Origin of the sequence: Stenotrophomonas sp. TWI273, from assembly GCF_039674765.1 — a bacterium.
Lineage (GTDB): Bacteria > Pseudomonadota > Gammaproteobacteria > Xanthomonadales > Xanthomonadaceae > Stenotrophomonas.
The window spans coordinates 390,064-406,362 of record NZ_JBDJOA010000001.1; the positions used below are offsets into that span (position 1 = coordinate 390,064).

Here is a 16,299-nt window from a genome sequence, read left to right on the forward strand (position 1 = left end):
CCGCTGCCCCGCGTCCACCTTTGTTCACCGGCCCTTCGCGTTTCCCATTCGGGACGGTATGCTGCCGAGGCATGAAACGACGGATACTCTCCGTCATCGCATCACATCATCCACGTTTCCTGGAGGGGGAATATGAGTCTGGAACGACCCTGGCTGCAGAGTTATCCCAAAGGCGTACCCGCCGAGATCGACGTCAACGAGTTCCATTCGGTCTCGGCCGTCTTCGACACCTCGGTGGCCAAGTTCCGCGACCGCCCCGCCTACTCCAGTTTCGGCAAGGTTCTGACCTACGGGGAAACGGACGCACTGGTCGAACAGTTCGCCGCCTACCTGCTCGGTGAGCTGCAGCTCAAGAAGGGCGACCGCGTTGCCCTGATGATGCCCAACTGCCTGCAGTACCCGATCGCGACCTTCGGCGTGCTGCGGGCCGGCCTGACCGTGGTCAACGTCAATCCGCTGTACACCGCCCGCGAGCTCAAGCATCAGCTGGTGGATTCCGGCGCGGCCGTGCTGGTGGTGGTCGACAACTTCTGCGACACCGTGCAGCAGGTCATCACCGACACCCCGATCAAGCAGGTGGTGACCACCGGCCTGGGCGACATGCTCGGCGCCAAGGGCATCGTGGTGAACTTCGTGCTGAAGTACATCAAGAAGATGGTGCCCAACTACAGCCTGCGCGGCGCGATCCGCTTCAACCAGGCGCTCAAGCTGGGCAGCCGCCACACCCTGCCCAAGGTCGAGATCGATCACGACGACGTCGCCTTCCTGCAGTACACCGGCGGCACCACCGGCGTGGCCAAGGGCGCGATGCTGACCAACCGCAACCTGGTCGCCAACATGCAGCAGGCCTCGGCCTGGATCTCCGCCTCGGGGATCGAGATGGGCAAGGAGGTGATCATCACCGCCCTGCCGCTGTACCACATCTTCGCGTTGACGGCGAACGGCCTGGTCTTCATGAAGTTCGGTGGCTGCAATTACCTGATCACCAACCCGCGCGACATGAAGGGCTTCGTCAAGGAGCTCAAGGCAACCCGTTTCACCGCGATCACCGGCGTCAACACGCTGTTCAACGGCCTGCTCAACACCCCCGGCTTCGACGAGATCGATTTCTCCTCGCTGAAGGTCACCCTGGGTGGCGGCATGGCGGTGCAGCGCGCCGTCGCCGAGCGCTGGAAGAAGGTCACCGGCGTGACCCTGGTCGAGGCCTACGGCCTGACCGAGACCTCGCCGGCCGCCTGCATCAATCCGCTCAGCCTGGCCGAGTACAACGGCGCGATCGGCCTGCCGATCCCGTCCACCGATGCCTGCGTGAAGGATGACGCCGGCAAGACGCTGGCCGCCGGCGAAGTGGGCGAGCTGTGCATCAAGGGCCCGCAGGTGATGAAGGGCTACTGGCAGCGCCCGGAGGACACCGCACAGGCGGTCGATGCCGAGGGCTGGCTGCACACCGGCGACATGGCGCGCATGGATGAGCAGGGCTTCTTCTACATCGTGGATCGCAAGAAGGACATGATCCTGGTGTCCGGCTTCAACGTGTATCCCAACGAGGTTGAAGACGTCATCGCGATGATGCCCGGCGTGCTCGAAGTCGCCGCGGTCGGCGTGCCCGACGAGAAGTCCGGCGAAGTGGTCAAGGTGGTCATCGTCAAGAAAGACCCCAACCTCACCGCCGAGATGGTCAAGGAGCATGCGCGTGCCAACCTGACCGGTTACAAGCATCCGCGCATCGTGGAGTTCCGCAAGGAGCTGCCGAAGACCAACGTCGGCAAGATCCTGCGCCGCGAACTGCGCGATACGCCCGCGCCGTAACGGTTCCCCAACGGCTGCATCTTCACAGGGCCCCTGCCGGCAACGGCGGGGGCCTTTTGCATTGCGTGAGATGCCGGGGGTGTAGGATCGCGGCGTGTGGACCCGTCAGGCCCGCCGCCCACCGTCCTCCCAGCGGGCCAGCCTCCGAGGAAATCGCCATGAGCACCATTGAAAAGCTGCCCGTCAACCACCGCTACGCCACCATCCGCACCGAAACCACGGGTAACGACGATGCCCATTGGCTGTACATGCACGCCGATGCCGCCAGCGGCATCCGCCCGTGCTGCCGGAAGGACATGCTCGATGAAATGTGGAATTTCATGAGCGCCATCACCCGCACCCCGGCCGAGCGCAACAGCGGCAAGCTGCGGCATTTCGTGCTCGCCTCCGATGCGAACGCCTACAACCTGGGCGGCGATCTGGACCTGTTCACCCGCCTGATCCGCGAGGGCAACCGCGACCGCCTGCTGACCTACGCACAGCGCTGCGTGGAAGGCGTGCACCACCTGCACACCGGCTTCGGTGGCGACGTGCGCTCGATCGCGCTGATCCAGGGCGACGCGCTCGGCGGCGGCCTGGAGATGGCGCTGGCCTGCCACACCATCGTGGCCGAAGAAGGCTGCGGCATGGGCCTGCCGGAGGTGCTGTTCGGCCTGTTCCCGGGCATGGGCGCGTACTCGTTCCTGTGCAAGCGCGTGGCACCGCAGCTGGCCGAGAAGATCATCCTCGACGGCCGCGTGTACTCCTCCGAAGAGATGCATGCCATGGGCGTGGTCGACGTATTGGTGCCCAAGGGCCACGGCGTCAAGGCGGTCGAGGATCTGATCCGCCAGCACCAGCGCATTCCGCATTCGTATCTGGCGATGAATGCCGCGCGCAACCTGGCCCAGGCCGTGCGCTATGACGAACTGCTGGAGATCACCAAGGTGTGGGTCGATTCCGCACTCGCCCTGGGCGACAAGTCGCTGCGCACCATGGACCGCCTGATCAAGGCCCAGACCCGCCGCGCCACCCTCGACGTGGCCTGAGTCCTCCCCTCCCCTGTGTTGTTCAAGCCCGGCTGCCGCCGGGCTTTTTTTCAGCGCATGTCGCCGCCGTCGTCGGCCTGCCCCTGCGCCTTGCGCTGCGCACGCGCATCCAGTGCCTGCCGGCCTTCCTTGATGCCCGCCTGCAGCAGGGTCACGCGCTGCCGCCATTCGCTCTTGAGCTGCCAATCGGCCATGCGCATCAGGTCGCCCGCACGGTTCGCCACGCGGACCAGGCCCAGATTGCTGGCCACGCCCTTGATCGCATGCGCCTGCTCACGGAAATGCACCCAGTCGGCGCGCTCGCCGTCGGCCAGTGCGACGCCGACGCATTGCTCGGCATCGGCCAGGCATTGGCGGATGAACTCGCGTTCGAAGCCATCGCCCATGCCGAGCGAGGCCAACTCGTCCAGCACGCCTGGATCGAGCACCCCATCGAGCACGGTGGCGGTGCGCACGATCGGCGCGCTCGCCTTGAGCTGACCGTTGGAGGCGATGTCGGCCAGCACGTCCAGCAGCCGCACGGCCACCACTGGCTTGGCCAGGAAAGTATGCGCACCGGCCTGGGTACAGCGCTGGATCGCCTCTGGGGTGACATCGGCGCTGAGCACCAGCACCGGCGTGCGCGGACCGCCCCCGGCCTGCATCACGCGCAGCTCCTTGAGCATGTCCAGGCCACTCATGCCGGGCATGTGCAGATCGACGATGGCGGCATCGAAATCGCTCTCGGCCATCGCATCCAGCACCGCTTCGCCGCCGTTGACGCACAGCACCTTGTGACCGGCTTTCTGCAGCAGGCGCTGCAGTACCATCCGGTTGGCCTCGTGATCATCGGCGACCAGGATGTGCATGCTGCGCACGCGCGCGCGGTGCCGCAGGAACGGATCGGCGAAGGCGATGACATTGCCGTTGCGGTCCGGCAGCCCGTCGCCGACCAGGGCCGGGGTGACCGTGCCCAACGGCACGCGCGGCGGCGCAAACGGCAGCTCGAACCAGAAATGACTGCCCTGCGGCGGATTCTCTTCATAGCCGATGTCGCCGCCCATCGCCTCGACGAGGCCTTTGGCGATGGTCGTACCCAGGCCGGTGCCTTCGTGCCGGCGGGCCATGCTGACATCGGCCTGCTCGAAGGCTTCGAACAGACGTGGGCGCATTTCCGGCGCGACGCCGATGCCGGTATCGAGGATGTCAAAGCGCAGGCGCACCCCGCCATCGGATTCGGCATTGAGCACGGCGACGCGGATCTCGACCCGGCCATGGTCGGTGAACTTGACCGCGTTGCCGGCGATGTTGAGCAGGATCTGGCGCAGGTGACCCAGATCGCCGCGCAGCAACGGCGGCACGGTGTCGGCCACCTTGACCCGGTAATCCAGCCGCTTGGCCTTGGCCTGTGGCAGCAGGATCAGCCCGATCGCCTGGATGACATCGGTCAGGGCGAAGTCTTCGGCGGTCACGCGCAGCTTGCCCGCTTCGATCGCGGAGATGTCCAGCACCTCTTCCACCAGCGCCAGCAGACTGCGCGAGGAGGCCTGGATGGTATTGACGCACTCGCGCTGCTCTTCATCGAGCTTGGTCGTGGCCAGCAACTCGGTCATGCCCGACAGCCCGTTGAGCGGCGTGCGGAATTCATGACTCATGTTGGCCAGGAAGCGGCTCTTGGCCTCGCTCGCACGGCGCGCTTCGGCCATCGCCCGGGTCAACTGGCGCAGCAGCGTGGAGAAATACAGCGGCACCGCGGCCAGGCCCAGCCACAGCCCGAACGCCAGCCGGGCATTGCGTTCCCAGTACGGCGTCAGCAGCGCGGTGCTGCCGAAGCTGACCATGGCCATCGCCACGGCCACATAGAGATAGTTGTTGCCATAGCGCATGCCGTTGCCGACCGTCACCCACATCACCACGATGTAGACCCAGGCCAGCGGCTCGCCCATCTGCACCATCCCGGCGGCAATCAGCCCGTAGTCGGCCAGCATGCCGGCCACCCGGCGCGGGTCCGAGCGCCCCGGCCGCCACAGCAGCCAGCCGAACAGCCCCAGCGACAGCGTCAGGCCGGTCAGCACGATCGCCAGCACGCCGTGGTACTGCGCCGGCGGCAGATCGTGCCGCGGCCCCGGCATCAGTACGTACAGCAGGATCAGGGTGATCAGCACGATGCGCACGATCGCCTGGCCGTGCTCGGTATCCGGGCGCTGCGCCAGACGTTGCTTCAGCCGCGGGTACAGACGACGCATATCACATCCCCGGGCGGGATGACGCAGTGGAGTGCTGTGCGCAGATCTCATCAAGCTGGAGGCGGCCGCGCAGCAGGGCATCAACGCAACGCGGGTCGAACAACCGGCCACGCTGGGCGTACAGATAAGCCAGCGTGGCTTCCATGGTCCATGCTTCCTTGTACGGACGGGGTGAGATCAGGGCATCGAACACATCGGCCACCGCCACGATCCGCGCTTCCAGCGGAATGGCATCGCCGACCAGCCCATCCGGGTAGCCGCTGCCGTCGTAGCGCTCGTGGTGGCGCAGCGCGATCAGCGCACCGACCTGGATGAAACGGTTCTGGCTGCCACTCAACAGTTCATAACCGATGCGCGGGTGCCGGCGCATGATCGCCTGCTCCTCTTCGCTCAGCTTGCCCTGCTTGAGCAGCACGGCATCGGGAATGGCGATCTTGCCCATGTCGTGCAGGGGCGCGGCCATCTCGATCAGCTTGACCTCTTCCTCCGGCAGCCCGAGCTGCTCGGCGATCAGGCCCGCCACGTGCGCCATGCGCTCCAGGTAGGCGCTGGTGCCGGCATCACGGAACTCGATCGCACGCGCCAGGCGCGAAAGCGTCTCACGCTCGCGCTCTTCCACCTCATGCATGCTGGCCAGCAGCCGCTGCTCCAGCGAGAGCGCGCGCTGCTTCACGTTCTCCGACTGCTGGCGCAGCTGCAACAGGTTGTAGCAGCGCGCGCGCAGTTCGCGCGGGCGGATCGGCTTGACCAGGAAATCGATCACCCCCGCTTCCAGCGCGGCCTGACGGATCGGCTCATCGCCGACCACGGTGATCAGGATCACGGGGATGTCGCGGTGTTTGGGCAGGCGGCGGAACCGGCGGGCGAACTCCAGCCCATCCATCTCCGGCATGCGGTAATCGAGCAGCAGCAGATCCACGGCATGCGACTCGCACCAGGCGAGCGCCGTCAGTGGATCGCCGAAGTCGTGCACGGACAGTTCCGGCGCGATGTCTTCGATGACATGGCGCAGCATGGTTCGCGCGGACGTCTGGTCGTCAACGATGACAATATTCAAGGCTGCTTCTGCCTTCTTCCTTGACCACACTGGAACATGCTGCGGAGAGGATACTCCGCCGCTCAGCACACTGGCACCTTGCATGGGTCCGCCTCCCGTCATGAACACCCCAGTTCATGATCGTCGTCACAGTGTGATGCCAATGTAAGCACCCGCTGCAACCCGTCATGGTCCGTGGCCATCACGCCATAGCACCTTGCTAAGGCCACGCAGAAACCATACTCGCGCGGCCACGGGAGCGGAACCCCCATGCGGACGTGCCCCAAGCACGTCCGGACCCAGGTCTCAGTTCTCGGGACGCATATACGGGAACAGCAGCACGTCACGGATCGAGCTGCTGCCGGTCAGCAGCATCACCAGCCGGTCGATGCCGATGCCCAAGCCGCCGGTCGGCGCCATGCCGTACTCCAGCGCGCGGATGTAATCGGCGTCGTAATGCATGGCTTCGTCATCACCGCCCTCCTTCGCCGTGACCTGGGCCTGGAAACGGGCGGCCTGGTCTTCCGGATCGTTCAGCTCGGAGAACCCGTTGGCCAGCTCCTTGCCGTTGATGAACAGCTCGAAGCGGTCGGTATAGCCCGGCTGGTCATCGTTGGCCCGGGCCAGCGGGGACACCTCGACCGGGTGGTCGGTGATGAAGGTCGGCTGGATCAGGGTGTGCTCGACGGTGGCTTCGAAGATCTCCAGCAGCAGCTTGCCCCAGCCGTAGGACGGCTTGATGCGGATCTTCAGGCGCTCGCAATGGGCGACCAGCGCATCGCGGTCGGTACAGTCGGCCGCACTGATTTCCGGGTTGTGGTGGCGCACCGCCTCGTCCATGCGCCAGCGGCGGAAGGCCGGGGCCAGGTCGATGGTGGCGCCATCCCACTCCACCGTGGTGGTGCCCAGCACCTTGCTGGCCACGTCACGGATCACGCCTTCGGTCAGGTCCATCACTTCGGTGTACGTGGCGTAGGCCTCGTACAGCTCCATCATGGTGAATTCCGGGTTGTGGCGGGTGCTGACGCCTTCATTGCGGAAGTTGCGGTTGATCTCGTACACGCGCTCCAGCCCACCCACGACCAGGCGCTTGAGGTACAGCTCCGGGGCCACGCGCAGGTACAGGTCCAGGTCCAGCGCGTTGTGGTGGGTGGTGAACGGCTTGGCCGTGGCGCCGCCGGGGATGTAATGCATCATCGGCGTTTCGACTTCCAGGAAGTCGCGGTTGTCCAGCCAGGCGCGCATGGCGCGGATGATCCGCGAGCGCTTGATGAACACCTCGCGCGACTCCGGGGTCACGATCAGGTCGACATACCGCTGGCGATAGCGCTGCTCCACGTCGGCCAGGCCGTGCCACTTGTCCGGCAGCGGGCGCAGCGACTTGGTCAGCAGGCGCAGGCTGGTGGCCTTGACCGACAGCTCGCCGGTCTTGGTCCGGGTCAGCCCGCCCTCGACGGCGATGATGTCGCCCACGTCCCAGCCCTTGAAGGCGGTGTAGGCATCGCCCAGGGTGCTGCCCTGCAGGAACAGCTGGATGCGGCCGGACTCGTCCTGGATCTGGGCGAAGCTGGCCTTGCCCATCACGCGCTTGGCCATCAGGCGGCCGGCCATTTTGACCTGGCGGTCACTGGCTTCCAGCGCTTCGGCGGTCCACTGTTCGGCGTCGGCGAACTCGGCCTGCAGGGTGCCGGCGAAGTGCTCGCGGCGGAAATCGTTCGGGTAGGCAATGCCCTGCCCGCGCAGGGCGGTCAGTTTCGCGCGGCGCTCGGCGATGAGGCTGTTCTCGTCGACGGGGGGCTGCGGCGCGGCGGTCTGATCGTTCATGGCGTGGGTCTATGTATGTCGGGGGGGGTACGGTCCCCGCCATCATGCCGATGGTCGGGGCGGATTGCGAAACCGGGCGCGGCCCGGGCACAACGGATCGGGGCCGCGCGTGGCGGCCCCGACGGTCAGGCGTCGGTGCGTTTGGCACCCACGGCCAGGCCGGACTTCAGGCTGGCTTCGACGAATTCGTCGAGGTCGCCATCCAGCACCTTCTGCGTATCGGAGCGTTCGATGCCGGTGCGCAGGTCCTTGATACGGCTCTGGTCGAGCACGTAGTTGCGGATCTGGCTGCCCCAGCCGATGTCGGACTTGGTGGCTTCCACCGCGTCACGCTCGGCGTTGCGCTTCTGGATTTCCAGCTCGTACAGCTTGGCGGCCAGCATCTTCATCGCGTTGTCGCGGTTCTGGTGCTGGCTGCGGCCGGTCTGGCAGGCCACGACCGTGTTGGTCGGGATGTGCGTGATACGCACCGCCGATTCGGTCTTGTTCACGTGCTGACCACCCGCGCCGGAGGAGCGGTACACGTCGGTACGCAGGTCGGCCGGGTTGATGTCGATCTCGATGTTGTCATCGACTTCCGGCGACACGAACACCGAGGTGAAGCTGGTATGGCGGCGGTTGTCCGAATCGAACGGCGACTTGCGTACCAGGCGGTGCACGCCGGTTTCGGTCTTCAACCAGCCATACGCGTAATCGCCTTCCACGCGCAGCGTGGCCGACTTGATGCCCGCGACGTCGCCGCCGGAGACTTCCATCAGCTCGGTCTTCCAGCCGCGCGATTCGCACCAGCGCAGGTACATGCGCAGCAGGATTTCGGCCCAGTCCTGGGCTTCGGTACCACCGGCACCGGCCTGGATGTCGACGAAGGCCGCCGCGGTATCCATCTGCCCGGAGAACATGCGCTGGAACTCCAGCTGCTCCACGTGCTTCTGGTACTTGTCCAGGTCGCTGACCACGGCCAGGGCGGTTTCTTCGTCCTGTTCGCTTTCGGCCAGTTCCAGCAGTTCGCCCGACTCGGCCAGGCCGTCGAGGATCGTGGCGATGCCGCCGACGGTCTTGTCCAGATTGGCGCGTTCGCGGCCAAGATTCTGGGCGTACTCGGCGTTGTTCCAGATATCCGGGTTTTCCAGTTCCCGGGTTACTTCTTCCAGACGCTCTTTCTTGGCGTCGTAGTCAAAGATACCCCCTGAGCGAGAGCACGCGATCGGTGAGATCGGTGATGCGCTGGCGGACAGGATTGAGCTCGATCATGTCGGCGATTAATGCGTGCGAAAAGACTGTCCATCATAGCCTATCCGGGGCTTTCCGGCGGTGGCCGGGGTGGGAATCGCCCTGTTCCGGCCAGGAAAACGACATCGCTGAACACGGGCGCCCGGGCAGACGGTAGACTTCCGCCCCGCTGCGCGGCCCCCTGCCCGCGGCGTCCCCCAACGCACTACATGGAGCACTACCCCGATGAGGACGTCATCCTCCGCCCTGCTGCTGGCTCTCGCCTGCCTGACCGCTTCCACCACCGCCTCGGCCCTGGACCTCAAGCAGCTGGCCAGCACCGGCCTGAAGGCCGGCCAGGCGTTGACCCTGTCCGACCAGGACGTGGCCAAGGCCGCCGACGAAGCCTGCGTCTACATGGACCAGCAGAACAAGGTGGCCCCGGCCAACAACCCGTATGCCCAGCGTCTGGCCAAGATCACCCAGGGCCTGGCCAATGAAGACGGCATGAGCCTGAGCTTCAAGGTCTACCTGACCGAAGACGTCAACGCCTGGGCCATGGCCAACGGCTGCGTTCGCGTGTACTCCGGCCTGATGGACATGGCCTCGGACGATGAAGTGCGCGGCGTGATCGGTCACGAGATCGGCCACGTCAAGCTGGGCCATTCCAAGACCAAGATGCGCACCGCGCTGCTGGCCTCGGCCGGTCGTGACACGCTGGCCGCCTCGGGCAATGCCAATGTCGCCACCCTGACCCAGGGCCAGCTCGGCGAACTGGCTGAAGGCTTCGTCAACGCGCAGTTCTCGCAGAAGGAAGAGAGCGCTGCCGACGAGTACGGCTACCGCTTCATGAAGCGCCACCAGTACGACCCGGCCGCATTGGCCAGCATGTTCCGCAAGCTGTCCAGCGATGGCGGCCTGATGTCCTCGCACCCGGGCTCGGAAGCCCGCGCCGGGCGCATCGACGCGATGATCAAGAAAGACAGCAAGCGCTGAGTGCCCTGCCGGCACCCGGGTCCGCCCGGGTGCCGGTCAGCCAGGCAAGGTCAGGCCGGTGCCTGCACGGCCAGCGCCTGCCGGAATGAGGGCAGCTGCCGGCGGCTGCACGGCACCCGGCCGCCATCGTCCATGTGCAGCAGGGCCTCACCCCCCTCCAGCGGCTCGATCGAGACCAGGTGCCGCACGTTCACCAGCCAGCTGCGGTGGGCACGCACGAAGATCCCCGGATCCAATCGCTCTTCCAGCGCCGCCATGGTGCTGCGCAGCGGGTAGTCGTGCCCGCGCACCCGCAGATTGACGTAGTTGCCCGCCGCCTGCGCGTACTCGATATCACCGGTGGCGACCAGGAAGTCGCGGCCCAGCTTGCGCACCAGGAACCGCTCCGGACGCTCCACCGCGTCCACCGGGGGCGCATCGTCCGGCGCGGCCAGCAGATGCGCTTCGCCCTGCCGGCGTCGCCCGAACCAACTGAAGAAGTGCTCGATCGCCACGAAGCTGAAGAAGGCACGGACATCCTTGAGGTACTCGTACATCAGGCGTACCGGCCAGGTGGCATCGTCCTGATAGTGGTAGCCGAGCGCGGCATAGGCGAGATGGCGCAGCCCCATCATCCCGGTCACATGCACCAGCGACCACGCCACGCTGGCCAGCAGATACAGCGGCAGCCGTCGCTTCCAGGTATCGGCGTGCAGCGGCCAACGCTGGCAGCCCCACCACAGGACCGGCAACGTCAGCAGGATCATCGCGACGCTGCTCAACTCCCAGATCATCGGCTGCCACAGGCCCAGGTCTTCGCCACGGCGGCCCGCATCCATCACTTCCACCAGCGCATTGGCCACCGCGGTAGTCAGCAGGATCACCGACCACACCAGCATCCGCGCACCCGGCCGCCACCGCGCGGCACGTCCGTTCGCCATTGAATCATCCATTTGCAAAGGGTCGTCAGCCTGACTCATCAGGCCATGGTAGTGCGCCCCACCCGTCCCCTGGCGACCGCCATTCGTCACTTGGCGCGGCGTCGGCTGGTTGCGCCCACTGTTCGGACTGCGCCGGCAGCCGGTATCGTTGCCGGTCCCGCGGGCGGTGGCCCGGCACTGAGGAATACGGATGTTCCAGACCCATTGGCATGTGTGGCTGCAGTCGTTCTTCGATGCGGCGTGGATGTTGCCGCTGATGCGCGTCGTCAGCACGCTGGGCTACGAGTGGGCGTACGTGCTGTTGATCGTGGTCTGCAGCTTCGGGATACGTCTGCGCGCGGGGTTGGGCATCATGATGGCGGTACTGCTGATGTCGATGGCCACGCACGCGATCAAGCAGGGTGCTGCGCTGCCCCGTCCCAGCGATGTCGACATCCACGTGCTGGACAAGGGCCGCCCGGGCCAGGCGCTGGTGGCCGATGGCGCTGCCGGAGCGTTCTGGTCGCTGCCGACCGATGAAGCCATTGCAGCGTTGCGTGCGCAGCCGGAGCCGGACTATGGGTTCATCAGCGGGCATGTGGGCGTAGCCACAGCGGCGATGACGGCTCTCGTGCTGTGCTTCGGCATCCGCAGCCGCGGCTGGCGGCTCGCGCTGCTGATCGGCTGGCCGTTACTGATGGCGCTGTCTCGGATGTACCTGGGGCGGCATTTCCTGTCCGATGTGCTGGGCGGCTGGCTGGTCGGGATGGCCTTGGGCTGGCTTGCCTGGCAGTGCCTGCCAGCGCCCGCGCGCCGCAATCGAACCCGCCACCTCATCCTCGCCGCCCTCGGCGTCGGCGTGACGGCAGCGGCGCTGACGACCGAATTCGTCCCGCCAGACAGCGCGGGGCGGTATCTGGGGCTGCTGCTGGTCTTCGCCTTCCTGGACTCGCGCGGCTGGCCGGTGAATCCGCAGACACCGTGGCAGCGGATCGGGCGGGTACTCGCCGTGATCGGGCTGTATCTCGTCATCAGCCCGGTACTGGAGGCGGTTGCCACTGCACTGGCACTGCCGGACACGGCGGTGGTGGAGGTAGTGTTGAACGCCATCGGCAACGCGGCGATCTTCATCGGCGGCATCGCCTTGGCGGGGTATTGGCCGCTCACTTCACCTCGAACTCCCCGACCAGCACCGTCTCCGCCTGGTCCTTCAAGCGCAACGTGACCTGCTGGTCGCGCTGGTCGCGGCTGCCCCACTTGGTGCTCAAGCGCAGCATCAACGTGGTGGCGCCGGTGACCAGCTGCTCGCGGCTGCCGAAGTAGTTCGCTTCGATCTTGTAGGTGCCGGGCTTGGCATCACGCAACGAAAACTGCTCCGGGCCATAGCCGCCGGTGAAGTCCTGCGACATCTGCCCGCCCTGGTAGGTCAGCCGGTTGCCGTAGTAGGCGCGCTCGCCATTGGGATCGGTGACCCACAGGTCCATGTCGCTGTTGTCGCTGTCCCAGCTCAGCACCACGCGCAGGTCCAGCGGCATCGCACGGCGCAAGCGCGGATCGATGGCCGAGGCGTCGACGCGCTCGCGCGCGATCAGCCGGGTCAGTTCATCCAGCGCGATCAGCGAGATGCCGTCGAAGCGGCCATCCCACGGACGCACCACCACTTCATACAGCGATGCCACCGCCGCCTGGTACTCCCCCGCCGCTTCGAGCGCCAGACCCAGGTCACGGAAACTCTGCGGCTCCTCCTCGCCCATCGCCAGCACCTGGCGGAACACCGGCACGGCCAGTGCCGGCGCCTTGGCCTGCATCAGGCGGTAGCCGAGCACGCGCAGCACGTGTCGGTTTTCCAGTTCCATCTCGGCCAGGTTGGAGAGCACGCGCAGGGCCAGGTCGCGCTGTCCGCTGGCCAGCAGGAGATCGGCCACGTCCAGATAGAAGGCGCTGCTGCCGGCGTGCTGTTCGCGCTCCTGCAGATACAGCGGATACAGCTGCGCCGGCTTGGCATCGCGCAGGCGGCGTGCATAGGCCGAATCCGGTGCCCACGGCGCCAGCGTCAGTGTGATCTGGCCGCTGTTGGCCTTGGGTGCCGACTTGGCGCGACGTTCAGTGGTGGCCTCTGCCTGATCGGCAACCGCCGAGGCAGTCAGCTCGACACGGTCCAGCGCCATCGGCGCCGCAGGTGCCGGCGGTGGCGCGGCCATCGCCATGGCGACTGGCGCGGCGACGGCGTGCACGTCCGGCTTGGGCCGCGGTGGCGCATCCTTGGGCCAGCGGGTATTCCACCACTGCTCGCGTTCGGCGAACTGGCGGGCGATGCCATCCAGGCGGCGTTTCCGCTCGCTTGCCAGGTCCGCCACCGTCACTGCATGGCGCTGGTCGTAGGCCGCACGCAAGGGTGCAGGCGGCCGGATACCGTAACGCAGGTAGTCCTCCAGCGTTTCAAGAACCAGCAGCGAGGTATCGGCGGTCACCACTCCGAACTGCTGCGACAACGCCTTGGATGCCTGCGCCCCGCCCGGGTCCGCCGCCAGTGCGGCCAAGCGGGCATTCGCCCATGCGTGGGCGACCAGGCCGCCTTCCACCCCACGTGCGTTCGCGACGCTGAGGGTGATCGGCTGCGGATCGCTGCCGCCACCGCGAAGAGACAGCAGCACCGTCGCATCGGGACGCAGCACGCGGCCGGTGACGCGGATCCAACCCTGCGTTGCGCTGGAGGCATCCACGTTCACGTCCTCCACGCCACGTGCCCGCACCTCGGCAACCTCGACCGGCTGCTGGAGCAGCAGCGGCATCACGCCTGGCACCTCCGCCTCGCTGCTCACCTGCAGCAGCTGGCCATGATGGGCGCTGGTCCACGCGCGCAGGCGCGGTGTGTCGGTCTTCGCGCCGGCGCTGCTCAGCGCATACAGGCGTTGATCGGGCGACAGCGTGGGCAGCGTCTGGCTGCCGTAGTTGGCCAGGCCATCGCTGACCAGAAGGTACTCGCCGATGGCCGGGTTGGGGGTCCAGTCGCCCAGTGCACTGGCGCCATCGTTGGGCAGTGCCCGCAGGTACTCGCGCAGTGCTGACCAGTCGCCTTGGGACACCGGGAACTGCCGCGGCGTTTCGCTGCGGTCACGCAGCACCGTCAATTGGACCTGGCCAGTGCCGAGGGCCTGGAAGTACCGATCCAGTACCGCCAGTTCGACCGCGCGGTCGCGTGACCCTGCCGAGCCCGATGCATCCCAGAGCAGGCCGATGCGCCGAGGCAGGACACGTGGCGCGGTGGATGCACGCACCGGCACGCTGGCCAGCAGATAGCGCTGCCCCTCATGCAGGCCGGTGACCACGTCAGTGCTGCGCGCGAGCGGCAGGCTCCATTGCAGTTGGGCAGGCAGATCGGCGCCCCGCCCCTGCCACTGCGCCGCGTAGGCACCGGCCTTCAACGTGAACGCGAGTGGATTGATGCCCACGGCGACCGGCTTGCCCGTCCCGGTGGCCTCCAGCGTCACCGTTACCTGCTCGGCCTGGCGCGCAAAGAACACGGGCAGTGACCACTGCAGGCCCTGCGGGACGGTCGGCAGGCTGTCGCGCAGCACCAGACGGACGCGACGCTCACCACGCGCCGGGATGGGATAGAGCCGCAGCCGGAACTGATTGCCGGCGGTCTGTTCCAGCAGCCCTGGGTCAACCTGGCCGCGTTCGATCGCCTCGAATACCTGGCGACCCTGCGCCTTGGGGACTGGCACCGCGTCGCGCAGCTCACCATCGATATCCAGTGCGAACCCGGCCACCTGTTGGCCCCCAGCCAGCGGGAACGCCAACTGCCCTTCCAGCACCCGCGCATTGGGATTGTGGAAGGTCAGCTCGATCGTGGTTTCACCCAGCCCCGCCATGACACGGCTGTCGATACGGGCCTCGGTCAGCCGCACCGGCACCTCGGCGCCAGCGACCTGCAGGATCGGCGGCCGTGGCGGCGGGAAACGCCGCGCCTGTGCGTGGGCGCTGGGCAGCTGCCAGCACAGCAGCGCAAGCAGACCGATACTGCGCAGTGCGAGTCCCATGTGACGCTCCTGATCCGATGACACTCCATTGAACGCACGGCACAAGAGAACGGGGTTGAGCGGCGGCAATCGCCTGTTCCGGTCATGGACGCCTCACCCGCGCTGGGCCAAGATCGCCCTCCACGGATTGATGGACCAAGGTTGCCGCATGCGCCTGTTGTTGACCGCCCCGCTGTTGATGGGGCTCGCCCTGCCCGGTTACGCCGCCGCGCCCGTCGAGGGCGTGACGTTCACCCACCACGACTGGACGCTGGCCTGCGACAACACCCGTGCCTGTCGCGCCGCCGGTTACCAGGCCGATGACAATGGCGGCGACCCGGTCTCGATCCTGCTCACCCGTCCCGGCGGGCCGGACCAGCCGGTGCAGGCCGAACTGATGCTGGGCCAGTACGACGACAACACCGCCACCCAGCGGCTCAGCCTGCAGATCAACGGCACTTCGCTGGGCCCGATGCAGTTCGATGCCGCCGATGGCACCGCTACTTTTTCCGCCAAGCAGCTCGCTGCCCTGCTCGCCTCACTGACACGCAACAGCCGCATCGAGCTGATCGGCGACGATGGCGCGCGCTGGACGGTCTCTGATCAGGGCGCCTCGGCCGTGCTGTTGAAGATGGATGCGTTCCAGGGTCGCCTTGGCACACCCGGCGCGTTGATGCGCAAGGGCACGCTCGCCGAATCCTCGGTGCCGCCCGCACTGCCGGTGCCGGTCGTGCAGCTGGGCAAGCCGGTGGCCACCCGCCCGGCGGATACCGCGCTGGCCGCATCGCCGGCGCTGCGTGCCGCCCTCGCAGCAGTGACTTCAACCGACGATTGCGAAGCGCTGGGACCCAGCGGCAGCGTGTCGCCCGGCGAGGAACCCGAAGCGCTGACGGTGCAGCGGCTCAGTGCCGACAAACTGCTGGTCTCGCTGAGCTGCTGGCGCGGCGCGTACAACACCGGTGACGGCTACTGGGTGATCAACGACCGCGCGCCGTACCAGCCGCGGCTGGTCACCACGGCAGCGGTCGGTGATGAGGTGCGCACCATCCAGGAGGCGCACAAAGGCCGTGGCCTTGGCGATTGCTGGTACTCCACCACCTGGGGCTGGACCGGCACGCAGTTCGTCAAGACGGAAGAGAGCAGCACCGGGCTGTGCCGCCTGGTCGCCGCTGGCGGCGCCTGGGAGATGCCGACACTGGTGACCAAGGTGCAGGAATGAACCACTCGATCGACGCGATCACCGTTGGCCCG

Annotated in this window: 11 protein-coding genes; 5 read left to right on the forward strand and 6 right to left on the reverse strand. The window is 66.8% G+C overall.

The genetic code is table 11. The features are described 5' to 3' along the window. Positions 1–132: 132 nt before the first annotated feature. Both ABE571_RS01590 and ABE571_RS01595 read left to right on the forward strand, forming a co-directional pair. Positions 133–1,809: a long-chain fatty acid--CoA ligase gene (locus ABE571_RS01590; RefSeq protein ID WP_346493056.1), complete on the forward strand. Its 1,677-nt coding sequence runs from the start codon at positions 133–135 to the stop codon at positions 1,807–1,809. A gap of 158 nt (positions 1,810–1,967) precedes the next feature. Continuing rightward, positions 1,968–2,837, forward strand: coding sequence for a crotonase/enoyl-CoA hydratase family protein (locus ABE571_RS01595; RefSeq protein ID WP_313212481.1), 870 nt, complete (start codon positions 1,968–1,970; stop codon positions 2,835–2,837). Positions 2,838–2,887: 50 nt separating this feature from the next. Here ABE571_RS01595 and ABE571_RS01600 read toward each other — a convergent pair whose 3' ends face one another. The 4 genes from ABE571_RS01600 to prfB form a co-directional block, all read right to left on the reverse strand. Beyond that, entirely contained in the window at positions 2,888–5,062 is a 2,175-nt protein-coding gene (locus tag ABE571_RS01600) for an ATP-binding protein (protein ID WP_313212482.1), read from the reverse strand. 1 nt (position 5,063) lies between these two features. Then, on the reverse strand, positions 5,064–6,203 hold the full coding sequence (locus ABE571_RS01605; RefSeq protein ID WP_313218230.1) for a two-component system response regulator: 1,140 nt from the start codon (positions 6,201–6,203) through the stop codon (positions 5,064–5,066). 201 nt (positions 6,204–6,404) lie between these two features. After that, positions 6,405–7,922 (reverse strand): lysine--tRNA ligase, encoded by a 1,518-nt coding sequence (gene lysS, locus ABE571_RS01610; protein ID WP_176989075.1) that lies wholly within the window; start codon positions 7,920–7,922, stop codon positions 6,405–6,407. A 125-nt stretch (positions 7,923–8,047) separates the two neighbouring features. Then, positions 8,048–9,173 (reverse strand): peptide chain release factor 2 gene (prfB, locus tag ABE571_RS01615; RefSeq protein WP_346462210.1). Its coding sequence is split into 2 segments (ribosomal slippage): positions 8,048–9,097 and positions 9,099–9,173, totalling 1,125 coding nucleotides; the frame shifts between segments, so codons are not numbered across the junction. A 204-nt stretch (positions 9,174–9,377) separates the two neighbouring features. On the opposite strand from prfB, the gene ABE571_RS01620 reads away from it, so the two are divergent. Continuing rightward, the gene (locus ABE571_RS01620; RefSeq protein WP_313212485.1) at positions 9,378–10,127 is read left to right on the forward strand and encodes a M48 family metallopeptidase; all 750 of its coding nucleotides are present in this window, start codon (positions 9,378–9,380) and stop codon (positions 10,125–10,127) included. A 50-nt stretch (positions 10,128–10,177) separates the two neighbouring features. On the opposite strand, the gene ABE571_RS01625 is transcribed toward ABE571_RS01620, so the two are convergent. Then, on the reverse strand, positions 10,178–11,047 hold the full coding sequence (locus ABE571_RS01625) for a LytTR family DNA-binding domain-containing protein (RefSeq protein WP_313218226.1): 870 nt from the start codon (positions 11,045–11,047) through the stop codon (positions 10,178–10,180). A gap of 190 nt (positions 11,048–11,237) precedes the next feature. On the opposite strand from ABE571_RS01625, the gene ABE571_RS01630 reads away from it, so the two are divergent. Next, positions 11,238–12,251: a phosphatase PAP2 family protein gene (locus ABE571_RS01630; protein ID WP_346493057.1), complete on the forward strand. Its 1,014-nt coding sequence runs from the start codon at positions 11,238–11,240 to the stop codon at positions 12,249–12,251. On the opposite strand, the gene ABE571_RS01635 is transcribed toward ABE571_RS01630, so the two are convergent. Further along, on the reverse strand, positions 12,190–15,069 hold the full coding sequence (locus ABE571_RS01635) for a VIT domain-containing protein (RefSeq protein WP_346493058.1): 2,880 nt from the start codon (positions 15,067–15,069) through the stop codon (positions 12,190–12,192). The genes ABE571_RS01630 and ABE571_RS01635 overlap by 62 nt on opposite strands. A 148-nt stretch (positions 15,070–15,217) precedes the next feature. On the opposite strand from ABE571_RS01635, the gene ABE571_RS01640 reads away from it, so the two are divergent. After that, positions 15,218–16,267, forward strand: a complete 1,050-nt coding sequence (locus ABE571_RS01640; protein WP_346493059.1) for a DUF1176 domain-containing protein — start codon at positions 15,218–15,220, stop codon at positions 16,265–16,267. Positions 16,268–16,299: the final 32 nt, after the last annotated feature.